Source organism: Turicibacter sp. GALT-G1 (genome assembly GCF_025594995.1).
Taxonomy (GTDB): Bacteria; Bacillota_I; Bacilli_A; order MOL361; family Turicibacteraceae; genus Turicibacter; species Turicibacter bilis.
On record NZ_JAMQUS010000060.1, the window covers coordinates 1 to 22,645 of the forward strand.

General features: G+C 34.8%; 21 protein-coding genes. 4 read left to right on the forward strand and 17 right to left on the reverse strand.

What is annotated here, in order from left to right:
* Nucleotides 1-387: 387 nt before the first annotated feature.
* Nucleotides 388-2,340: an aryl-sulfate sulfotransferase gene (locus NEH74_RS10685; RefSeq protein WP_055275722.1), complete on the forward strand. Its 1,953-nt coding sequence runs from the start codon at nt 388-390 to the stop codon at nt 2,338-2,340.
* A 208-nt stretch (nt 2,341-2,548) separates the two neighbouring features.
* On the opposite strand, the gene NEH74_RS10690 is transcribed toward NEH74_RS10685, so the two are convergent.
* Together NEH74_RS10690 and NEH74_RS10695 are read right to left on the reverse strand one after the other, a co-directional pair.
* Nucleotides 2,549-5,332: a calcium-translocating P-type ATPase, PMCA-type gene (locus NEH74_RS10690; protein ID WP_082411208.1), complete on the reverse strand. Its 2,784-nt coding sequence runs from the start codon at nt 5,330-5,332 to the stop codon at nt 2,549-2,551.
* A gap of 25 nt (nt 5,333-5,357) precedes the next feature.
* A complete protein-coding gene (locus NEH74_RS10695) occupies nt 5,358-6,212 on the reverse strand; it encodes an SGNH/GDSL hydrolase family protein (protein ID WP_055305845.1) in 855 nt (284 codons plus the stop codon).
* A gap of 273 nt (nt 6,213-6,485) precedes the next feature.
* On the opposite strand from NEH74_RS10695, the gene NEH74_RS10700 reads away from it, so the two are divergent.
* The gene (locus NEH74_RS10700; protein WP_055305846.1) at nt 6,486-7,856 is read left to right on the forward strand and encodes an MATE family efflux transporter; all 1,371 of its coding nucleotides are present in this window, start codon (nt 6,486-6,488) and stop codon (nt 7,854-7,856) included.
* Nucleotides 7,857-7,906: 50 nt separating this feature from the next.
* On the opposite strand, the gene NEH74_RS10705 is transcribed toward NEH74_RS10700, so the two are convergent.
* The 13 genes from NEH74_RS10705 to NEH74_RS10765 form a co-directional block, all read right to left on the reverse strand.
* Nucleotides 7,907-8,293, reverse strand: a complete 387-nt coding sequence (locus tag NEH74_RS10705; RefSeq protein ID WP_055243631.1) for a Fur family transcriptional regulator — start codon at nt 8,291-8,293, stop codon at nt 7,907-7,909.
* A 124-nt stretch (nt 8,294-8,417) separates the two neighbouring features.
* Nucleotides 8,418-8,666 (reverse strand): GIY-YIG nuclease family protein, encoded by a 249-nt coding sequence (locus NEH74_RS10710; RefSeq protein ID WP_055305847.1) that lies wholly within the window; start codon nt 8,664-8,666, stop codon nt 8,418-8,420.
* 334 nt (nt 8,667-9,000) lie between these two features.
* Nucleotides 9,001-9,171: a hypothetical protein gene (locus tag NEH74_RS10715; protein ID WP_156344118.1), complete on the reverse strand. Its 171-nt coding sequence runs from the start codon at nt 9,169-9,171 to the stop codon at nt 9,001-9,003.
* 106 nt (nt 9,172-9,277) lie between these two features.
* On the reverse strand, nt 9,278-9,634 hold the full coding sequence (locus NEH74_RS10720; protein WP_055305848.1) for a hypothetical protein: 357 nt from the start codon (nt 9,632-9,634) through the stop codon (nt 9,278-9,280).
* A gap of 476 nt (nt 9,635-10,110) precedes the next feature.
* Nucleotides 10,111-10,299, reverse strand: coding sequence for a hypothetical protein (locus NEH74_RS10725; RefSeq protein ID WP_055305849.1), 189 nt, complete (start codon nt 10,297-10,299; stop codon nt 10,111-10,113).
* Nucleotides 10,300-10,563: 264 nt separating this feature from the next.
* Complete coding sequence (locus NEH74_RS10730) at nt 10,564-10,827, reverse strand: DUF1294 domain-containing protein (RefSeq protein ID WP_055305850.1); 264 nt, start codon at nt 10,825-10,827, stop codon at nt 10,564-10,566.
* A 1-nt stretch (nt 10,828) separates the two neighbouring features.
* On the reverse strand, nt 10,829-11,311 hold the full coding sequence (gene ybaK, locus NEH74_RS10735) for a Cys-tRNA(Pro) deacylase (protein ID WP_055305851.1): 483 nt from the start codon (nt 11,309-11,311) through the stop codon (nt 10,829-10,831).
* 141 nt (nt 11,312-11,452) lie between these two features.
* On the reverse strand, nt 11,453-13,105 hold the full coding sequence (aspD, locus tag NEH74_RS10740) for an aspartate 4-decarboxylase (RefSeq protein WP_055305852.1): 1,653 nt from the start codon (nt 13,103-13,105) through the stop codon (nt 11,453-11,455).
* An 832-nt stretch (nt 13,106-13,937) separates the two neighbouring features.
* A complete protein-coding gene (locus NEH74_RS10745; protein ID WP_055243617.1) occupies nt 13,938-14,489 on the reverse strand; it encodes a type II toxin-antitoxin system PemK/MazF family toxin in 552 nt (183 codons plus the stop codon).
* A gap of 4 nt (nt 14,490-14,493) precedes the next feature.
* Nucleotides 14,494-14,667, reverse strand: a complete 174-nt coding sequence (locus NEH74_RS10750) for a hypothetical protein (RefSeq protein WP_237252561.1) — start codon at nt 14,665-14,667, stop codon at nt 14,494-14,496.
* Between the two features lie 765 nt (nt 14,668-15,432).
* Nucleotides 15,433-15,672 carry a hypothetical protein gene (locus NEH74_RS10755; protein ID WP_055305853.1) on the reverse strand — a complete coding sequence of 80 codons (240 nt, stop codon included), beginning with the start codon at nt 15,670-15,672 and terminating at the stop codon, nt 15,433-15,435.
* Between the two features lie 64 nt (nt 15,673-15,736).
* Nucleotides 15,737-16,384 carry a hypothetical protein gene (locus NEH74_RS10760; RefSeq protein WP_055305854.1) on the reverse strand — a complete coding sequence of 216 codons (648 nt, stop codon included), beginning with the start codon at nt 16,382-16,384 and terminating at the stop codon, nt 15,737-15,739.
* Nucleotides 16,385-16,604: 220 nt separating this feature from the next.
* Nucleotides 16,605-18,317 carry a glycoside hydrolase family 13 protein gene (locus tag NEH74_RS10765; protein ID WP_055243607.1) on the reverse strand — a complete coding sequence of 571 codons (1,713 nt, stop codon included), beginning with the start codon at nt 18,315-18,317 and terminating at the stop codon, nt 16,605-16,607.
* Between the two features lie 726 nt (nt 18,318-19,043).
* Here NEH74_RS10765 and NEH74_RS10770 point away from each other — a divergent pair.
* Entirely contained in the window at nt 19,044-19,904 is an 861-nt protein-coding gene (locus NEH74_RS10770) for a hypothetical protein (protein ID WP_055305855.1), read from the forward strand.
* Nucleotides 19,905-19,986: 82 nt separating this feature from the next.
* Here NEH74_RS10770 and NEH74_RS10775 read toward each other — a convergent pair whose 3' ends face one another.
* Entirely contained in the window at nt 19,987-20,598 is a 612-nt protein-coding gene (locus NEH74_RS10775) for a hypothetical protein (RefSeq protein ID WP_055305856.1), read from the reverse strand.
* A gap of 422 nt (nt 20,599-21,020) precedes the next feature.
* Nucleotides 21,021-21,584 carry a Yae1 family protein gene (locus NEH74_RS10780; RefSeq protein WP_055305857.1) on the reverse strand — a complete coding sequence of 188 codons (564 nt, stop codon included), beginning with the start codon at nt 21,582-21,584 and terminating at the stop codon, nt 21,021-21,023.
* Nucleotides 21,585-21,778: 194 nt separating this feature from the next.
* Here NEH74_RS10780 and NEH74_RS10785 point away from each other — a divergent pair, with 194 nt between their 5' ends.
* Complete coding sequence (locus tag NEH74_RS10785) at nt 21,779-22,441, forward strand: hypothetical protein (RefSeq protein ID WP_055305858.1); 663 nt, start codon at nt 21,779-21,781, stop codon at nt 22,439-22,441.
* Nucleotides 22,442-22,645 lie beyond the last annotated feature (204 nt).

Here is a 22,645-nt window from a genome sequence, read left to right on the forward strand (position 1 = left end):
AAATATTATAGAACCTTAATCTTCATCTTTCACTAGGCTACTGAACATCTGATAAACGCTAATCACAAACAAAGCAGCCATCCCAAATCTCAAAAACCATTGTTCATTAAAAGCACATTCTTCCATAAATTCGATGTTTAAAAAATGAGTAAGAAAGATAGACATAAATTGTAATAATCTATCGTTCTCTAATCATTTATAAATCTTCCTAAACTGAGTATGTTATATGGGCTTATTGATGTAAAAATATATGAAAATTACATTATTTTATTAAAATCTCCCCTTTTTTGAAAAAAAACATAATTTTGCTTAAAATTTACTAATTTTTATTATTATTTATATGATACTATAAGAAGGATTTTACAATCTTTTAGAAAGGAGACTTTTATGAAAAAAAGTTATCGACAATACTTACTAGGCTGCATTTGTCTAATCATAGCAATACTCGTTCTGTTTTTATATCACTCTAATTCCCCTTCTGTTGAAATCGTTCAAGATACCTTAACTTCTCAACAAGAGATTGATTCTACCTTAAGCGAAACGATCACAAATGGAACGTATACTCTAGAACAACCTTTTGTCATTCTGAATCCTTACGGGAATGCTCCTTTATCAGCTTTAATTGCCTTTTCAACTGAAAAAGAGACGTCTGTAACGATAACAGTTGCAGGAAAAGATGAACAATCAACCTTCACGCATGAGTTTGGTCAAGCTACCTCACACCTAATTCCTGTTTATGGACTTTATGCTGATAGCTTAAATCAAATCACACTCACTTTAAGTGATGGTCGTACACAAACAATTGAAATCCAAACGGATCCACTCCCTAACGACTTAGCACTTCCTTCATCTGTCTATGCGGATAAATCTAGGTTAGAAAATGACCTCTATTTCGTGACTCCATCCTCTCAAGGCTATACAGCTGCATATGATATCAATGGCGATGTCAGATGGTATTTAACTAGTAAAAATGTTTGGGACGTCAAACGTCTAGAAAACGGAAATCTCTTACTCAGCTCTGATCGAACGATGGCCCCACCTTATTATATGACCGGTCTAATGGAAATGGATTTACTCGGTAAAGTCTACGTAGAGTACGTCCTTGAAGCAGGATATCACCATGATGCTATCGAACTTCCAAATGGAAACCTATTAATCGCTGGTAATAATCCAGATCGCATGACGGTAGAAGATTATGTTGTGGAACTTGATCGTACAACAGGACAAGTCATCAAATCTTGGGACTTAACATCTATTCTCCCCACTGAGGCAGCAAAAAGTGAAAATTGGACTGAGCATGATTGGTTCCATAATAACTCCGTTGATTTTGATGAAGCAAATCAAGCCATTATTTTATCAGGACGCCACCAAGATGCTGTCATCAGTATTGATTACAAAACAGGTGATTTAAACTGGATTGTTGGGGATTCAACAGGTTGGCCTGAAGAAATGCAACACTATTTCTTTACTCCTATTGGCGAAAATTTTGAATGGCAATGGTCACAACATTCTGCAAAAATCTTCCCAAGTGGAGATCTTGCGATTTTTGATAACGGAAACAATCGTTCAAAGAATCCTTATAATTATGTCAATCCAAATAATAACTATTCACGAGGCGTGATTTATCACCTAGACACTAACAATATGACGATTGAACAAGTCTTTGAATATGGAAAAGAGAGAGGAAGCTCATTCTATTCTCCCTATATCTCAGAAATTGATTACTTAGGTGCAAACCATTACTTAATTCATTCTGGTGGTATCGGATCCATCAATGGGGAAGCTTTAAATCAGCCGGCTTTCTTCTATGAAAATGCCAATTTATCTAGCCAAACCGTTGAAGTTTTAGATGGTGAGCGCATTTTTGAACTCGATTTACCCAGTCATTTTTATCGTGCATCTAAGTTAAGCCTTTACACTGATTCAAATAACTATTCACTAACACCTGGAAAACGCGTCGGAACACTTGGAGAAACCAAAACCTTACCGATTAAAGTCAAGGGGTTACGTTTTAATAAAAATGAATTAGGTGAGGAGTATCAAATTAAACTCACGCAAGAGTCCGATCGTTTAATATTAACTGGAAATTTCAAAGAAGGACAAAAAGTCAAACTTATTTTAAATAAACTCGGTGATCAACGTGTCTATGACATCAGAATTACAACGACTGCTTATACGGCCATGTGTGTTGATTTATTCAATCCTGATCAGGTGACAAATGCTGATCGTCTAAGCATTACTAAATATGTCAATGCAGAGGGATTACTTGGACAATATGAACTATATTTAGAAGTTGACAATATCGTCTACCCTCTTCATCAATCCGTTACTTTTCAATAGTGATTTCCCCTATCACCTTCTTTGGTAGCTAAAAAGTTCTTTATGTTTGATCAAATGATCATTACTACTTAATGAATAGGGAGAAATAGATTTATTAATGTATACTTGAAATAAATCTTGTCACCTAAGTACAACTTGTATATCTTTCAAAGAAAAAAGGATATCTGCTCGATATCCTTTTTTGCTTGTTTAAAGAGTTAGATTAATTCTAATTTGAAACCACAACGTCATGTTTTTTTGCACGACGTGCTCTCTTACGTGATTGATTAATTAAACGTAAAATCCATTTAAACACTTCATTAAATAAAACGACGGTTGAACCAACTCCGATAATCTTTAACCACATCACTCCACTTAATGGAACTGTGTGGAAGAAATCTCCTGCTACTTGTGTCACAATCACCTGGATTCCAAATGTTAGCGCTAAAATGAGAAGAGCAATTTTATTTTTAAAGAAATTCATAAAGATACTAACTAGTCCAAATTCTCGACAGTTTAAGGCATTAAACAGAACTAAGCTAACAAACAGACTAAAAATAACTGTTTGCCCTTCACTTGCACCACTGGTCACATGATTTAAATCCGCTCCAAGGAAGTTAAATTGTAATTGACCTAATAACACAATAATCATAAATAAACTATTAATCACAATGGTATGAATCATAAAGCGGTTAATAATATTTGCATTTTTTGATGTTGGCTTACGTCTCATTACCGTTTGTCGGACAGGTTCCATTCCTAGAGCTAACGCAGGTGGACCATCCATGATAATATTTACCCATAATAAATGTATCGTTGTAAATGGCAGCGGTTTGTCCATTAATTGAGTGATGATCGTAAGTAAAAAAGCAATGACATTAACTGTTAACGTAAATTGCAAGTAACGTTGGAAGTTATTATAAATCCCTCTTCCCCACTTAATTGCCTCAACAATCGTATTAAAACTATCATCTGTTAAGATAATATCTGCTGCATTACGACTCACTTCAGTTCCAGCAATCCCCATGGCAATTCCAACATCTGCTTTCGTTAAAGCTGGGGCATCATTAATCCCATCTCCTGTAACGGCTACGACTTCTCCATTTTTTTGAAGCGCAGCAACAATTCGCATTTTGGTATTTGGCATTGAACGTGCCACAATCGCAATATTTTTAATTTCTTTTCTCAATTCAGTATCGGTTAAGCCATCAATATAACTCGCTTCAACCGCACGTTTATCAGGTGTTAAAATCCCTAGTTCATTTCCAATGGCGATGGCTGTATGGATATTATCCCCTGTCAAAATTTTTGTTTCGATTCGTGCCTGACGTGCACATTCAATAGATTCTTTAACGCCCTCGCGTAACGGATCATTAATCCCAACAAATCCATGAAACGTAAATTGCGCACTCCAATGATTTTTATCCATAAAATCTTCTTTTTTTGTCGTTTCTTGATAAGCAAAGGCAATAATTCGCATAGCATTTGATTGTAATTCTTTCATTTTATCTAAAATGGCTTGTTCACGAACTTTTGTTAATGGACGAACTTTTCCATCAACGATCTCATTTTTACATTGTTTTAAAATGACTTCTGGGGCACCTTTAGATAAGATGAGATACCCAGTTGGTCGCTTAGTGACCGTTAACATATATTTGTTCGATGAAGTAAATGGAATTTGATACACAATCTGTGCCGATTCTCGAACTTGTTGATAACTTGGATTGTTAATCATCGAGATAATCGCACCCTCAGTTGGATTCCCAATGTAATTTTGATGAGTTCCATTAAATTCAACATCAGCCGAACTGTTAACTAAACAGTTTTCAACTAAAATCGGATGTTCATTTACCTCTTTAAATAAAGTTTCATGGCCATCCACAAAAACTTTTCCAACTTTCATTTTATTCTCAGTCAATGTCCCTGTTTTATCGCTACAAATCACACTAACAGACCCTATTGTTTCACATGCTTCTTTCTTGCGAATTAAGACATTAATTTTGGCCATTTTAGCCATTGTCATAGCAAGCGTGATATTAACCATGGTTGGTAACCCTTCTGGTACGGCAGCGACAATCAATCCGACACAAACAACAAAAGCCGTTTTAATACTTGGGAATACCATGTTAACATCGTGTAAAGAATGAACGAAAGCATCCCAGCTAGAGAATTTCAACTGAATTTGACTACCTTTAAAGATTTGAATAATCATGTAAATAAAGAGCATCGCTGCAACTGCAGAAGAAATCGAAGAAATTCGCTGTCCAAGTTTTCCTAATTTTAACTGGAGTGGCGTCATTTGTTCTTCTTGATTTAAATCTTTTGCAATTACTCCCATTTCTGTGGCATCCCCAATTTTAGTCACCTGCATTAGGCCATATCCATTTCCAACGAGTGTTCCGCCGTAAACAATATGTTCTTTTTCTTTTGTGACCTGATCAGCTTCACCTGTTAACATATCCTCCCGCAACTTTAATTCTGTCGCCTCTAAAATGACGCCATCTGCTGGAACCATATCTCCTGTTTCTAGATAAACTAAATCATTAGGCACGATTTCGGTTTTGTGTACCATCTGTTTTCGTCCATCTCGTAACACTTTAACTAAAACGTCGTCTGTCATTTTAGCTAATGATTCAGCGGCTTTTTTTGATCTTCCCTCTGTGACGCGTCCGATAATAATTCCGAGTAGCACAGCCATACAAATCCCTATTCCATCCTGATACTCTCCTACTAAAAAGCTCATTCCACTGGCAATAAATAAAATCACCATGAGTGGTTCCTTAAAAACATCAAGTAACTCAAATAATAGGCCACGTTCTTTTGGCTTTGTAAATTCATTAGCACCGTATTGGGTTCTTAAAGATTCGACTTCTTGCTGTTTTAATCCTGTTTTTAAATTTGTAACGACGATATTAGCTGATTCTGCTTCATTTGCCAAACGTTTAATGACCGACACCTTCTTTCTTTTTGTTTTACAATCAACCCTATGCGGATTAACTAAAAAATAGAACAAAAAAAGCTCCTCTTAGGAGGAGTTTTTAATCATTCATTTCTTTTTCTAAAAATCCACGAACTAATTGTTCAATCATTTGAGCTGCCATTTTATTTTGATGGACGGTGTCAATTGTTAAACTTAATCCCGCTTCCTGTGAGATTTCCTCCCAGGATTTTTTCATAACATAATGCTTAAAAGATGGGATAAAATAAGCGAAAGGAGAACGAACCACTCGTTTCTGTTTAGTCGGGCGATGGGTTTCATAATATTCGAGCTGACGCTCGTTTAGTGGTAAATAGGTGATGTTAGTTTCTTGCGCTACGGCGTGAATTTGTTTACTATACTCAACAGCCGCTTTAAAAGCAACTGAATCACTATCTTCGCTAATCAACGGCAAAGATAAAATCGCAATTTTAGCATTCGTGTGTAACTTAAGTAAGCTAATTAACTGTCTCAGATTTTGAATAAACCATGATTCGGTCGGTTTCTGTGGTAACTGTTTTTTGATTTCAAAATGAATTTCGTTTGACTTACTTAAACGAGCTAAAATATCGTTCGTTCCAATTAAAATAATAATATAATCTGGTTCACATTCAATAACATCTTCCACACGGTGTAACGCATTATAAACTAAATCCCCATTCACTCCTGCATTAATAAAATCATATCCTTTATCCCCCATCTGAACGGCTAAATCATTTACAAAGTTATGAGCCATCGTTCCTTGAGTATGACTATCCCCTAAACAAGCTACAACCTTTCGAGAAAAGTGTTCTGACTTGAGAAATTTTTCAGGTGTATTGGCGGGACGTTTACTAAAGCGATACACGGTATACCCAGCAATCGTCGTCACAATGCCCCCCACTGTAAATAACAACCATTTTCTTTGTTTTTTCATTTGAGACCTCCCACTCATAAGCTTCTCATCTATTCTATCATTGATTTGCTTCATAATCATCGTCTCATCTTGATGATTTATTAAATCCAATAAGAAACAAGGTCTAGCTTGAGCTTCTCTTTCTCATGCCATTTATCCAACACACTCCTTTGATTCATTCTAATAACCAATAAAGCTAACTTATTTTTTTCCATTTCATATTTCCCCTTACGTCAAAATATAGTATCATTATTTGATGAGAAAAGTAATTTTATTTTCTATAGGAGGAATATGATGTCTACACAAACAACAGATTTAGGGAGAGATTCTATTGGAAAACTCCTTTTCAAATTGGCTACTCCCGCTATTATCGCCCAGTTAGTCAATGTTTTATATAATATCGTAGACCGAATTTTTATTGGCCGATTACCAGAAGGAGATTTAGCAATGGCAGGTATTGGCGTAGCCTTCCCAATTATCATGCTAATCTCAGCAACCAGTGCTTTAATCGGAATGGGAGGTGCCCCACTCGCAGCCATAAAAATGGGAGAACAAGATCATGATGGGGCAGAAAAAATTATGAGCAATGCACTCTCTATGCTAGTTATCCTTTCAATTTTATTAATGATGAGCTTACTAATCTTTAAAGAGCCTTTATTATTAGCATTTGGCGCTAGTAGCCAAACCTTAGTTTATGCCAATGATTATTTAGGTATTTATATTCTAGGAACATTATTTGTTCAAATCGCTATTGGAATGAACCCTTTCATTAATACACAGGGCTTTGCTAAAATCGGGATGATGACCGTAATGGTTGGAGCAGTGGTTAATATTATTCTTGATCCCATCTTCATTTTTGGACTCCATTTAGGGGTTAAAGGAGCTGCATTTGCAACGATTACCGCTCAATTTATTTCAGCCATTTGGGTCATTCGCTTCTTATTCGGTAAGAAAAGTACATTAAAGATTAGAAAAGAGTTCTTAATCCCTGAACCAAAAGTGGTCTTACCTATCATGGCCCTTGGAGTTTCACCATTTATTATGCAAGCAACAGAAAGTATTGTATTAATTTCATTAAATAATCAATTAGCACACTATGGGGGAGATTTAGCAGTTAGTGCCATGACGATTATCAGTAGTGTGAATCAAATTATTTTATTACCCTTAATGGGATTAACCTCAGGAGCTCAACCGATCATTAGTTACAACTACGGAGCGCAACAGTTCGATCGCGTCAAAAAAACCTTTATCCTGTTGCTAATTGTTTGCTTGATTTATACAACTACGATGTGGTTGGGCATCCTGCTCGTTCCAGAAGTCTTCGTTAATATCTTTAATGATAAACCAGAATTGGTGGCCATCACCTCTCGTAGTCTTCGTATTTTCTTCGCTGGAATATTCGTTTTTGGTGTACAAGTTGCTTGCCAACAAACATTTTTAGCATTAGGACAAGCTAAAATCTCATTAGTACTTGCCTTACTTCGTAAGATGATCCTATTAGTTCCATTAATCTTCATTTTACCAGCGACACTAAAAGCATTTATGGCCCCATTAGACTTAGTCTTCATGGCTGAACCCGTCGCTGATATTATTGCAGCCTTAACAACAGTCATTTGCTTTATTATATTCTACCGTAAAACATTTGTCCATTCCCCACAAGAATAGGAGCTTGAAACTTAAAAAAATCCGTTTAGATATTATCTAAACGGATTTTTTTAGTTAACGTGTTTTGATTTACATTTTGGACAAACACCTTTAAATGCCATTTCACATTTTGAGATGTCGGCACCTGTTGATTGTTCCACAACTGATCCGATTCCATATAATTCTTGAATGAATAAATCTTGAACTTCTCCACACTCTAAACATAAAAAGTGGAAGTGATCTTCTAAGGTTCCATCGAAGCGATCAGGATAGCCAGGAATACTGACTTTTCTAATCATATCATGATCCGCAAGCTGCGATAAATTACGATAAACAGTCCCTAAACTTAAGTTCGGATTATCTTTCTTTAACATTTCATAAATGGCATCGGCAGTTAAATGCATCGGGTTATCCTTAATACAATTATAAATCATTTCTCGTTGTTTTGAATATTTCATCTAAACCACCTATTCTACATTTTAATACCCAATTATAGTATATACCAATATTATAATAATAATGATTACTAATTTAAGTATAGAAGAATAGTTTGAGAATGTCAATATGCTTCACCATATAAACTTAAGCTTTCTTTTTGCTTAACTCTTCTTTTTTCACACGTGATAATTGCTTAATCTCATATTCACGTCGACAAGCTGCTTGACGACTTTCAAAACTTTCTGCATATCTTAAGACAACGGGACGACGGCATCGAGTATACTTTGCTCCTTTTTTAGATTCATTATGCTCTTTAATCCGTTTCTCAACATTTCGTGTATACCCCGTATAGTACGTTCCATCTGAACACTCTACAATATAAATCCAGTGCATCTCTTTCTCCTTTACTTCTTCCAACCTCATCTATTCCCTATTTTACCGAAGTGAATTCTAATTGACAAATCATAAATTTTGTCAATCAGAAAAAGATAGGATTCTATCTTTTTTATTTAATCATTCTTAAGTATGGATTAATCTCCTCTACGAGTAGAACCAGAAATTCTAACGTAATGACAAATTGATTCGTCAGACTAATACACTTGATTTAATTCTTGAACCTCCCTATCTGTTAAGTTGGAGTCATCAATGACATTCCTACTAAATCAAATAATACCCGCTACCTCTAGCTTAACGAATTGTTCATAACGTGCAGCATTTTAACCTTCCATTAATCAAAACGATTCTGCATTTGGCGGCTACCCGATAGGTCTATTTCTAAGACATCATAGGGTTCTAAGATCTTTAATTCAAGCGGCGAAACATCATTTGCTCTGACTTCACATGACTCTAATTCATAATAAATTTGAGGAACTTCTAACTCTTGAGATAATAAACTCATTGATTTTAACTCTTTTTAACTTCCCCCAATTCGGACAAATCCCAGGTGTTTCAATCGTAAAACAGCACACCCTCTTTATAAATCATGTCCTCCCCCATCAAAATGATTAAAGTTGTTCACTCTGATTGACGATATATTCAATTAAAGTTTCTGTCATCGGAATAGCATCTGTTAAGTAACAGTCAAATTGTTCATAATAATCAATCGGATCTTCTACTTTCCCAAGTAAAAACCGATATCTCTTACCATATGGCCTTGGGATATATAATAATTGAATATAGGATCCAGCATGATTCCAACCTTTTGCTGCCACGACATATCTGACTAATGCTCCATCACCTGCTTCATAAGTTCCCATCTCTAACTTTTTTAACTCCGCTAGTTGATCAAGATATTCAATTAATAATCCGACACGAACAAATCCATTTCGTTGATGATGAATCTTGTCTAAGTCTTTAATCATCTCCTCACACTCCTTTATGTGCCTTACTTAACTATATGCAGCATAAAACTCTCACATGAGTTCTGAGGTGATGATTTCCAAAGTAATAGCCAAAATGAATTAAAATTTGATGTTTTCTACTTTAACTCGCCTCATAAACACAACATTCATTCACAAATGTTTGTCACACTTCAGTTTTTAATCAATCGATCGGCTCCAATTCAAAGATATCTTGATTTAAAACAATAAAGTCCACAAACTTTCCAACGTTTAACGAACCTTTTACACACTCTTTAAGTGTTAAAGCTTCTTTTATATTCCACCTGATTCTAGTTGTCCCGATAAATCTTGACGTATGATCGCACAATATAAATTAAGACATATTCAACCCCACCATCCGTTCCAAGGGAAATATAAATCCCTTTATTCAACATTATTTTAAAGGCGTATAATGCTTAAAATCCCCCTTATCCATACGACGATTAATCATTGGTATATTAAAATCTAAGAAAACCAGTTGAGTATAAGTGAATATATTCAGCTTTACCAATCGTTCTAATCACCCATCCTCGTGATTTGACAACGGCCAATTCCATATCAATAATCTTAATGACATTGAAGTGATCCAATAAATTTAAAGCAGTCTCAATCGCTAAATCTCCAATGGCGTAAACGGCCACCTGCATCTTAGACTTATGATCTCATTTAACGTTTCTTGTGAATAACAAAGATCGGTTGATGGAAATAGGGCTGTCTCATCCCTGCAATTCTTCCACCAGGTGATTGCTGTTTTCATTTCCTATCCCTCTATTCGACTTCCTCATGTAAAAAAAGTAGGTCGGTGTTGACCTAGCTTCATCCCGTCCGTTTTAAAAATAAGCTTCTATCTCATACCATCGCCTTATTTCTTACATCTATAAAAAACGATATCGTCTATACTACATTTTTTGTCATTTCATCATTTGAAAGCCATAGCTAACCAATAAGAGTTGAATGACCATCAAACAAGGAATGCCGATTTTAAAAGACCAGTGTTTCGTTTTATGCCGAAATTGCTGCATGCCCGCGTACACTCCAAAACTTCCAAAACAAGCGGCGCATGTAAATAATGCTTTTTCACTGATTCGCCACTTTCCCTGAATAGCACGTCGTTTATCAATTCCCATTAACGTATAGCCCACTACATTCATGCCAATCCAAACAAACCACCACATCCTATGATTCCTCCACAACAACTGAATCAAACACGACTGAAATAACCTTTGATAAATCTTGTGGATTGAGTTCCATCTGTAATCCAATCTTTCCTCCACTCACAATAAATGAAGAAAGGTCTTTTGCACTTTCATGAATGATCGTTTGATAATTTTTCTTCATTCCAACTGGTGAGCACCCACCTCGAATATATCCAGTTAATTTATTAATCTCACTGACTGCAATCATCTCAATTTTTTTCTCTTTCACCACTTTAGCTGCTTTTTTTAAATCTAATTCTTTAGCGACTGGGATGACAAAAACATAAATCTCTTTACTATTTCCTCGTGTCACCAGCGTTTTAAAAACTTCTTCTGGATCACGTCCTATTTTATTTGCAACTGAAACCCCATCAATAGCCTCCCCCGCTTCATACGTCATGAGTTCATAACTAATTTTATGTTTATCTAGTATGCGTATGGCATTTGTTTTAACTTTTGACATCATGTTAACCTCCTGATTATTCGATAAATTTATTATACAATGATTTTCTTAGTTTATCATACCTTTCCCTTAGATTTATGTAAAAACCTCCCACATCTACGCTAGATGAGGGAGGTTTTGATTCATTTATCAGTTTAAAAACTACGCAAACGCTTTTTGATGTAGACGCCAATCTTTAGCATATTCATCAAATAGTTCATTAATGGCTTGACCAATTTGTTGATAATCTTGCTCGTTTAAGTTAGCTAATGATACACGAATAGACCACGCTGGACCTTCAAATCCACTTCCATTTAAAAGAACAATGCCATAGCGATGTGAAAGATCAAATAAAAATTCTAAAACACTTCGTTCATTTTCTAAATAAGTGGCGAATGATGCCCCGTATTTTAATTTTGCCCAAACTAATAAATCATATTTATTGTAATAAGCCGTATTCAATTGGTTCTCAAGATACGGATAACCTTTTAACTCATTGTAAACTAATTGCTCACGACGACGACAAATAGCTTTTGTTTGTTCTTTATAACGATTTTCTTCATCAAGAATCGCAAAGACTGAGAAAATGGCCATCTGTACTTGTTGTGGCGTCGATAATCCAGCCGTGTGATTTAAAGCAACCTGACGACTATCTGCCACAATGCGATCAATAAACGGAATGGCATGAGGTGTTGTTGTTAAAGCTTCATAACGGTGGTGTAAGATTTGTTTTTCTTCGGCTGGTAACTTTGCCATCAAGTCGTTATAAACATTCTCTTTAGCTAACGCAATGACACCTAAGCGCCATCCTGTCACCCCAAAATATTTAGAATAAGAGTAGACACCTAATGTATTGTATGGCATCGTTACCATTAATGATTTAAACCCATCACAGAATGTCCCATATACATCATCTGTAATAATCATTAAATTAGGATGATAGGTTGTGACAATTTCATTTAAATAAGCCATTGATGCTTCACTCATCGCAACTGCTGGTGGATTACTTGGATTGACCACACAAGCTAATTTAATACTTGTATCTTTTAATTTATCTAATTCCTCTTTTGGATATTGCCACGTTGGTATCCCATCTTCATTTACCTCAGATGCATGAATCATAACAATCTCGAACTCATTGGATGGTAAATTTGCAATTTCAACATATGGAGTAAAAATAGGCACAAATAACGCAATTTTATCTTTTGGTTTTAAAAGATAATTGGCTTTTAGTGAATCAAAAATACAGCACATCGCCGCTGTTCCACCTTCAACAGCAAATAAATCATGCGTCGACGTTTTAACATCTCCACCCATTTCTTTTATTAAATAATCTTTAACCACTTGTTCAATTTTAATCAGCATTCGATCAGGAACTGGATAATTATCACCAATGATTCCATCCACTAATTCAAAGACCCAAGCATCTGGATTAAACTGATGTTCTTCAATTCCATATTCCACAATGGCACGCAATAAATCAATACCTGGGGCTTCTTTATGCGTTTGAACATAGGCTAAAAAGCGCTCATAGGCTCCTTCTTGCTGTGGCATTCCCGCCAAATCCCCCTCACACCATGTTAACTGCGTTTCTTCAACAGCAAACTGACCTAAGGTAAAAAAGGCTTGGCGTGGTGTAGCCGCCGTCCAATTGGGATTTCCACGTCCTGCATTTAAAATCTGATGATTACTCACCTGTTTTGATTTTTGTGCCATTTTAATAAATTCATCTTTTAATTCAAATGGACTTAATGTTTTTACTTTTTCAATTAATTGTTTAATGTCATTTCTTCTTAAATTTCTCTTTGTTGTCATACTTGTTCGATACCCTTCTATTATCAACTACCTATCCTTCCACACTTTCTAATAAAGGCCGGATTTTGCTAGATATAAATAGCTTCTGATTTAAAAACAAAAGCTATGTTAGATGTTATTCCCCATCAAAGAATCACTGATATTAATTCTCTTGTGATGAGAGAAATCAACTCATTCTTTGAATCAATATATAATTAATACCAAATTCAATCTGGTCATCTAACCAATCTACGATTAAAAGCTTCATCTAGCATAACTAATTTACCATACTCTTGATTGAAAACAAATAGCTTTAACATAATATTCGATATTTTATTCTCGTTTAATCTAACTGAATGACATGAGATCAATCTACCGCCATCACCTCATTCATTTTGAACCGATTATAGTCATCACCTTTTGGGGCATAGATCCTAAGATACTAACTATAACCTATCCTCTTATTTTGTACAATATGACACCTTAGACTAGCATGATTATTGCACCCCCCCATGAACTACCACCAAATAAATCACTAAATCGTTCCATCTTTTTAATATGCTCATAAGAAAAGGGCCACCATTTCTATGATAAAAAATAGGATAATAGCTCGCCTTCTCAACCTTTATTAAAAGGACTTCTAACATCTCATTTCATCCTTCCTCTAAAAATAAAACTTTGATAAATGAAACTATTCCGATATAAGATAACGTCTATTTGTCTAATCCAATAGAAATTTTAATTTTCTTTAAAAGGCAACGCTATCAACGTTTTAAAACCTCAATAACATGGTCTAACAGAGCGAAAAATAAAAAGAGGAATGTGAGCTCATTCCTCCTTACGTATCCTTTACTTATTCTGAACGTATTTTTTTGACAGCTAAGCACTCAGCAAAGCGCATCATTAATTCATCCATATCAATGTCGCTTTCTTCAATTTTTAATCGCCCCTCTACATAAAATAACGTATTTTTATAAACACGCTTTGGATCATTCACGGTAATGTAACAGTCATTTCCAAGATAGTAGAACTGATCCAAATCATTATGTTCAATGAGTCGTTTAAAAATAGGGCGCTGCTTATGTTCTTTCGTTAATGTCGCGATCGGTAGAACGACGACAAATGGATACTTTTCATTATGGTTATACTGATCTTTTTGAATAATAATGCATGGGCGTAACTTAATTCCTGTCACCACTTCAAGACTTTCTGAACGACGTTTTCCGGTTTCAGGTTCTGAGACTCCTTCAAATCCATCTGGTCGTTCGATGATTCGATATAAGTCTTCATGCTGTCCATCTTTCTCGACAAACCGAAACGGTCTTCCCTGCGTATACGGTAATGCGACATAGAAGATTTTCCCTCGATGGATATCTTTACTTTGAACAAGTCGGGGTAAATCCATTCGATTATTCTTCTTTCTTCACAGCATCTTCAAACTCTTTAACACCTGAACGATTTTCTTCTAAGTCAATGATATCGAATAAATTTTCTTCAAAGAAAGCCGCGACGTCAAATTGTTGAAGAGGTGTTTTTTTGTGGTTACGCGTACTTGAGGAAGACTTTGTTTCTCTTTGTAACATACCTTTATTCCACCCATCTTTGCCTCGATTAACCATTTTCTTCACCTCGAATTAGAGATTTCCTAAGTTCTTATCCTACTTTAAAATAACTACAATCCTTGCTCTACTGTATCTTATTCGTCTTTAGGTTTGAAATATATGTAATCGCCCGATGAATCGTAGATTTAACAACTTTATTCATGAAAAAAGAAGCGACTAAAAACTCTTCCTCATATGGTTAACAAAAGGGGTAACGTCTTTTTTGACGTTACCACATCTTTTATTCCTGTTTTAAATACTTATTAGAATCTTCATTAGTAGATTTAGACTCTAATAAAAGATCCTCAACTTTTTATTTCAAATGATTTCCATATAAGACTAAAATTCTTAAAATAATGTGACCGAATAGATCATAATTGGGAATTAACTCGATTCCACATACTTGAACCATCAGTGGAATTAATGAAAATAAACTTAGCTAAAATCCATAATTTCTGACACGCCACTTTAACTAATCTAATAGTTGTTTCATTTCAACTCATCTCCTGAGGGATTGATGAATTTTATTCTTCTAGTTAAGTTTACTACGTCAAGTGAGACAAATAAAAGCCAGAAGCAATATCTGTGATTTAGCTATCTATCCATAGAACGGTACGGGGGTGAACCCTTCCCCCACGATACTATATGAAATAGAAAAAAATTTGACTTTTCCTTTGTCTCATTCCACTCAAACAAAAAAAGACCTCATCATCCCTGGCCACTTCTGCAAGGTCTTAAGGTCTTTTTTTATTTTTTTTCTTGTTTTTGAATCAGATAATAACTCCATACACAACCAATCAATGCAATAATCACACACCCATAGCGTAACCCTTTCGTTTCAATCCAAGGTAGCATACTTTTAGTTAAACCTAATAAACCTAAATTTATTAATGTGACTAACAAATACATCTGAGGCTGTCTTCGGTACTGTTTTAGCACGATTATAAAACAAGCCATCAAAATCATTAGTTGAATAGCGACTTTCACAACGTTCTCCTTTATTCATCTAGCTTAGTTTAATTTTATCAATGGAAAATAGCTAAGACAATAGCTATTTGAATGATTTATTTAAAAGACCTAAAATCAAGTCCGCACTCTCCTCTTGTCTTAACGAATTACTCAAGACCGTCACAACTTTATTTTTTGTCTCTATTCCTTTGGCCTCTAATAACTTATTTCCCTCTAATCGAATGGCATAAACATGGTCATCCTCTGCTAAAAGATAATCACTTGAATCGATTCCCTCTACTTCTTGTAACAGTTCATCCAGTGGTTTAAAAAGTCCTTGTTCGTAAAAATATGAGAAATCATTCTCCTCCAAGATAAACACATCCAGTTCACTAATAGCCACTTGAGCAACAAACTTCTCTAAATAGACTTGGGTTAAATCACTAGAACTACTTTCGATATTATTAAAAGGATAAGTATAAATGCGAATCGTTTCGTTCTCTTCTGCTTCAGACTTAACTAGTTGAGTTAACTGCTGTTCTAACTCCGTTACATCCGTCCTTTCATTGATCATTTCTGAAATCACGACATTTAGCAAAATAGTTGACTGGTTAGCTACCTCCCTTATAACAGTTCCCATCAATACAAGAATTAAACAAGCCCCAATCACATGATATCGATAATAATCCCAAAAATAACTGCATCGTTTTTTCATGGTCATCTCTTTTAACTTAATATTTTGTTTCACCATCTCTACTCCCCCTTTATCTTATGATGGGTCTATTTTACCAAATAATTTAGAGATTGAGTAGCATAAATGCAACCGTTTTCTATTTTTGAAATTGAATCCTGTGTTTAACTTTCAGTAACACCTCCTAACGAAGGCAATGAACCCTATTTCTTCTCTAAAAAAATCCGGCATGAAACTGATTCAACAGTAGTTTCATGCCGGACACTAAGATTCAATTAATTTATTTCTCTAGTTCAAAAATAATCGATTCAAATGGTCTTAGAGTTAAACAAGATAACTGCATCGATGAATCTTTGTAATTTGATAAAATAATTTGTTTAGCTGTAAATTTAGGTAAACAAATAATCGCAGGTTTCTCAAAGAAGTTTGAGACAACTAATAATTGTTGATCATTTGATGTTCTTAAATAAGCATAAACATTCGGATGGTTCTCACTTAATTGTGTATACTCACCGTAAACAATGACATCTTTATAAGAACTAAAACGTCTTAATTCAATTAATTTACGGTAATGTTGTAAAATTGAATCTTCGTCATTGATTTGATCTTGAACATTAATCGTTTGATAATTCGGATTTACTTTAATCCATGGTGTTGCCGTACTAAATCCGGCATTTTCTTCATTACTCCACTGCATTGGTGTTCTTGCATTATCACGTGCCGTTACGGCAATATGACGTTTAACTAATTCTTTTGGATGTCCTGCTTGCAATAAGAGGTCAATACTTTCAAGAACTGAAACATCACGATAATCTTCAAAATTTTCATAATTAGCATTTGTCATCCCAATTTCTTCACCATTATAAATAAATGGCGTTCCCCACATCATAAATAAACTTGTCGCTAACATTTTTCCAGATTCTTTATGATAATGAATCGGGCTACCGTATTGTGACATGACACGTGGATGATCATGATTTAACCAATAAAGTGGATTCCATGCCTTATTATATAAACCTAATTGCCATTTTTTAAATACTTTCTTAAGTTCGATTAAATCGGTTTGATTACTCCATGTTTCACTTAACGAATTAAACCCATTATTTAACCAACAGTGATCAAACGTAAATACCATATCTAACTCATTAGATGAAGTCGATGCATATAATAAAGCATCGTCTACACTTGCTCCTCCACCTACTTCACCAACAGTAAACATATCATAATTTGAGAACACTTCTTGATTTAACTCTTTTAAGTAATCATGAACCTTTGGAAGATTTGAAAATTTTGACCAATCTGGTTTATATCGGCCATCACTTTCTAATGTTGAATCAGTAAACGTTAAATCGCGATCAAGATGCGCTACCGCATCAACGCGGAATCCATCAATTCCTAATTCAAGCCACCATTTCACCATTTTATATAAATCTTTACGCATTTTTTCGTTTTCCCAGTTTAAATCAGGCATTTTTCTTGAAAAAATATGCATATAATATTCATTTGTCGCCTCATCTTTTTCCCAGCAAGACGGTGTGAAAAATGAAGCCCAGTTCGTTGGCTCTGTTTCATTTCCAAATTCATCGACTTTTCCTTTTTGCCAAATATAGTAGTCACGATAAGGACTATCAACTGATTTTCTTGCCTCAACAAACCATGGATGTTCATCACTGGTATGATTTAATACTAAATCCATCACAATTTTAATGTCACGTTTTTTAGCTTCTTCTAATAATTGTTTAAACTCCTCGATGGTTCCAAATTCTTGAGCAATTTGATAATAATCCGACACATCATATCCATTATCATCCATTGGTGACTGATAAACAGGACATAACCAAATAATATTGATTCCTAAATAAGCCAAATAATCTAGTTTACTAATAATCCCTTTTAAATCACCAATTCCATCTCCATTGCTATCACAAAAGCTTTTTGGATAGATTTGATATCCTACGCCTTCTTTCCACCATTTACGTTCTGCTCCTGTCATTAACTTCATCCCCTCTTAGCTTTTGTTAGTTACAGCACCATTTTATCATAGGTCATAAGCACTATCTAATCCTTCCTAACTGTAATCGATTCCATGTTATCACTTTATTGGTATAATCTCTCATTTTTGTTTTAGGTGAAAGGGACGTAAGCACTGCCACAAACTAATCGTTCGTTACATTATAAAAGAAATTAATATTTAATCCTATAAATAAGGTTGAACTTGCTGTTAGCCAATCCCTAATCACTGTCTGGATTTTCTCTCTTACAATAACTTGATTCGTCTCTTTAAATAAATCAGACGTTTTACTAAATCACATAATTCATCTCACCAATAAGACATTCGTCTCATTTCGAAAATTAAATCATAAATTTTCATGTCATTCCTGTGCTTATTTTCAATCCTCTTATCTTAATCCCCATCACTGAATGATAAGTGTTAACCGAGCTAATCGGTGCATCCCCATTCAATATTTAGTTCAATATGGCGAATATGCCATAAAACGTTATCTATTACTATAAAATTCACGACTTATACAATATATCCATATTTTTTTTGCATTTTATACCATCTACAGCCAATTCCATACTAGTTTTCAACATTTTTTATGTTTTTTTTATGTTCTTTGTTAAAAAAAACACAAAAAGGACTTACTTTATTGTTCCTTTATTGCTAGAATATAGCTTGTCTTTGAGATACAAAATTAAACGTAGGGGGTATAAACACATGTTAAAAGGTAAACTTTTAATCGCATTAGCTTCAGCTGTCTTATTCTTAGGGGCTTGCTCAAATGAGACACCACAAGAACAAGAACAACCACAAACAACTCAATCAGAATCTCCTTCAGAGACAACTGAAGGATACACAGGAGCATTAACTTACGAACGTTTATATGATCCAACTGGAGCAAAAACTGATGTTGTTTCAATCGTCATGGAATTTGAAAACGGAAAACCTACATCAGTTGATATCGACGTATTAATGGATGGGCAATCTAAAAAAGAATTAGCTGCTAGTGGTGAATACGTAATGAGCACAGAAGAAGGTGCATTACAATGGGATGCACAAATCGTAGAATTAGAAAAAGCTTTAGCAGATAATAACTTTGACACAACAAAAATCAACATCACTGATGATGCTGGACATACAGATTCAGTAACAGGAGTATCAATTAAAGTTGGAACTTATGTACAATTAGTACAAGAATTGATCGATGCTGTTGCACAAGGTAATACTGACTTTGAATTCTCTGGTGTGAAAACAACAGAAATCGAAGGTGAAAAAGGAACTAATATCATCGAAATCGTTTATGATAATGGAAAAGCTGTTAACTTAAACATCGATATGATTCAAGAAGACGGATCTTCTAAACGTGCCGCTTCTGAAGAAGGAACTTATGACATGGGTGGAGAATTAGCTTGGCATGAGCAAATGGACTTATTAGAAGACTTCATCGTTGCAAACAACTTTGATTTATCAAAAGTAAACTTAACTGATGAAGATGGACACACTGATGCAGTTTCTGGTGTATCAATTAAAGTTGGTTCTTACTTACCATTAATCGAACAAGCTTTAGAAAATAAATAATTTCTGATTTAAGAATAGATTGAAAAAAAGGTGTAGAATGCTGATTCTACACCTTTTTTGTCATTGTTTTAATCAATTAAAATCAGAAGTCATTTCCAAACGTGTTGTTTCTACCGCAACATTTGCAGCAATTTTGACGACGACAAGCGCACCATCCGCGACGATAACCTTCACGTAACCCTTGTTGATAAGCACGGCGAGCACAACAACAGCAATTTTGACCCCATTGACAGTTACTAGATCCTTGATTACTGTATTCTTGATTAGCAGATTGAGAAGAGGTTGTTGATGAAGACGTATAACTTCCCATCCATTCATCAGAAGCGTTATACATCGATGCTGTATTTGTACTCGCTTGTGAAGCAGCCATTCCCCTATTACCAGATAATTGATAAACAGACCCTGTTGCTAATACATTTCCGGTTGCTAATACTTCTTTATCTGTCATGATTGGACGTTCATGAGGTTTTAGAGGCGGTTTTTTACCTCTTCCTCGTTCTTTCTCATCTTCTTTTTTATCTCGCTGTTTTTTACAACGTTCTTTTCTGTCAGAGTCTTTATGACGTGCCTCTTTAGCATCATATTTTCTTTCATCATCGTCTTCTTCAGCATATTCCCAGTCGTTGTTTTGTTCAAAACTAAAACTTTCATCACAATCAAGATATTTAGTTGTAATATTATAATTATTATACATTTCGTTGTCCCCTTTGTTCGTTGTAATTTCAACTACAGTATAACTTATTCATTTATAAAAATAATGGATATAGTTTGGCCTATAGACACTATGAATTCTAGAAAATACTCAAACTAAATCCGCTAGCAACAAGACCAATATTTCATAATGAGCACTATCTAATAGCCACTAACTTGCGATGCAGCTACCTCCTTATCTGACTGTTGGAACATAGGCACACAAGCTTGATTCAGTCACTTATAAAAAACACGCTATCATTAACAATAACTCCCCTTATTTAGTTTATCATCATTGAATGATCCTAACTATTCACATCACACGAGTTCACATGACTTTAGTCAAATCCTATTATTAAAAAAGTTATATCTAACTTGTCATAACAACAGCTTAGATATAACTCATTTTTATGAATTAATTAATGTCTAGAATAAAAAGAAATCATCATCATTGTTCATGTTGTTATTTGTAGTTGAATTATTTGCTGTGAATCGACTGTTTCCAAAACAGCATCCATTGTTTGATCCTTGGCGGTACCCATCTCTAAAACCTTGTTGATAACCTTGACGACATCCATCTCTAAAACCTTGTTGATAAGCACTGCGACTGCGACAGCAACATCCACCGCGCATCATAGATGTTCCAGTCGTACTTCGCGTACTTGATATACCTGATGTACTTGATGTATTTGAAGTATTTGAAGTCAAGTTCTGATTACTAATTGTAGAATTAGTTGAGTTACCTACACGGTAAACATTCCCTGTTGCAAATACATTTCCAGTTGCTAAAACATCTCCACTTGTAATGATTGGACGATCACGACGTTCTCGATCATCAGGATGGCGACGTTCTCGATCATGTTCTCGATCATCAGGATGACGACGATTTCGTCTTCTACATCCACAATTATCATCGTCATTATCAAAATTAAAGATTGAATCAGGGTCAAAATTAGTAGTATTTATATTATTATTATTTCTATTACGCATATTTCTTCAGCTCCTTTGAACATGTTAATTTCAACTACACTATAATTTATTCATGAACTTTATTTTTGCATATGCTTTTATACATATTCTTGTCTGATGTTGATATTTATCGTTTAACCATAGAAATATCTAACATCTTTTGTTATAATGACCTAATGGATTAGAAAGAATATACAATAGAGGTGATCATCAGGATGACGCAAAATAACAATCAATATGAAATCGATAATGATGTGGTTAAATTAACAGTTTTCAACAAAAAAGGAAAAGCCTTTACGGCTCAATTTGATTTAGAAGATCTTGAAAAAGTTAAAGCATTAGGAACGTGGCATGCCCAATGGAATAAAGACTTTAATAACTATATCATTCAAACCAGTACAGAAGTTATTCAAAAAGGTAAAAAACGTTATATTAAACCTACCCTACAATCAACCGTCTTAGGAACAAGTCCTAACGCACCAATCCGTCATTTAAACGGTGATTTATTAGATAATCGAAAATCGAACCTAGAAATATATAATCGTCGTCAAATCAACGATTATGAGGTTTTAGAGAATCAGGTCATTGCCATTCATTTAAAGGACCGCTATGGAAACTTAGTCAATAAAGCATTAATTTCTGCTGAAGACCTGGATCAAGTCGTAAATGAAAAATATACATGGGTTTGTCAGAAGAAAGCAAATGGTCAACCTTATGCCATTGCTCATACAGAAGCAGGACGTGTTTACCTAGATACTTATTTAACAAACTGTCAACCAGGGTTCCGTGTTCATCACATTAATAAAAACCCTTTAGATAACCGTCGTCAAAACTTAGAGGTTAAAGCATTAGAAATCGCTCAACCAACTGAAATCTAATCGAGTAGGAGATAATTAATTAATTTAATCATCGTCCTCTCACACCACCGTACGTACGGTTCCGTATACGGCGGTTCTATTTTATCTCTAAATATGAACGGTTTGATAGTGGTCTAGTAGTGATTCTAGACCTCTTCTTTTTAGTCTTTCATTCGTGATGGTTCGACATAAAATAAATGAGCGAGCGACTCTCGCATATCCTTT

Excerpts from the sequence above, each read along its gene's own strand:
- NEH74_RS10685 (WP_055275722.1), top strand. The coding sequence starts at position 388 with ATGAAAAAAAGTTATCGACAATACTTACTAGGCTGCATTTGTCTAATC.
- NEH74_RS10695 (WP_055305845.1), bottom strand. The coding sequence starts at position 6,212 with ATGAAAAAACAAAGAAAATGGTTGTTATTTACAGTGGGGGGCATTGTG.
- NEH74_RS10700 (WP_055305846.1), top strand. The coding sequence starts at position 6,486 with ATGTCTACACAAACAACAGATTTAGGGAGAGATTCTATTGGAAAACTC.
- NEH74_RS10705 (WP_055243631.1), bottom strand. The coding sequence starts at position 8,293 with ATGAAATATTCAAAACAACGAGAAATGATTTATAATTGTATTAAGGAT.
- NEH74_RS10710 (WP_055305847.1), bottom strand. The coding sequence starts at position 8,666 with ATGCACTGGATTTATATTGTAGAGTGTTCAGATGGAACGTACTATACG.
- NEH74_RS10715 (WP_156344118.1), bottom strand. The coding sequence starts at position 9,171 with ATGAGTTTATTATCTCAAGAGTTAGAAGTTCCTCAAATTTATTATGAA.
- NEH74_RS10720 (WP_055305848.1), bottom strand. The coding sequence starts at position 9,634 with ATGATTAAAGACTTAGACAAGATTCATCATCAACGAAATGGATTTGTT.
- NEH74_RS10725 (WP_055305849.1), bottom strand. The coding sequence starts at position 10,299 with ATGCAGGTGGCCGTTTACGCCATTGGAGATTTAGCGATTGAGACTGCT.
- NEH74_RS10730 (WP_055305850.1), bottom strand. The coding sequence starts at position 10,827 with ATGTGGTGGTTTGTTTGGATTGGCATGAATGTAGTGGGCTATACGTTA.
- ybaK (WP_055305851.1), bottom strand. The coding sequence starts at position 11,311 with ATGTCAAAAGTTAAAACAAATGCCATACGCATACTAGATAAACATAAA.
- aspD (WP_055305852.1), bottom strand. The coding sequence starts at position 13,105 with ATGACAACAAAGAGAAATTTAAGAAGAAATGACATTAAACAATTAATT.
- NEH74_RS10745 (WP_055243617.1), bottom strand. The coding sequence starts at position 14,489 with ATGGATTTACCCCGACTTGTTCAAAGTAAAGATATCCATCGAGGGAAA.
- NEH74_RS10750 (WP_237252561.1), bottom strand. The coding sequence starts at position 14,667 with ATGTTACAAAGAGAAACAAAGTCTTCCTCAAGTACGCGTAACCACAAA.
- NEH74_RS10760 (WP_055305854.1), bottom strand. The coding sequence starts at position 16,384 with ATGGTGAAACAAAATATTAAGTTAAAAGAGATGACCATGAAAAAACGA.
- NEH74_RS10765 (WP_055243607.1), bottom strand. The coding sequence starts at position 18,317 with ATGACAGGAGCAGAACGTAAATGGTGGAAAGAAGGCGTAGGATATCAA.
- NEH74_RS10770 (WP_055305855.1), top strand. The coding sequence starts at position 19,044 with ATGTTAAAAGGTAAACTTTTAATCGCATTAGCTTCAGCTGTCTTATTC.
- NEH74_RS10775 (WP_055305856.1), bottom strand. The coding sequence starts at position 20,598 with ATGTATAATAATTATAATATTACAACTAAATATCTTGATTGTGATGAA.
- NEH74_RS10780 (WP_055305857.1), bottom strand. The coding sequence starts at position 21,584 with ATGCGTAATAGAAATAATAATAATATAAATACTACTAATTTTGACCCT.
- NEH74_RS10785 (WP_055305858.1), top strand. The coding sequence starts at position 21,779 with ATGACGCAAAATAACAATCAATATGAAATCGATAATGATGTGGTTAAA.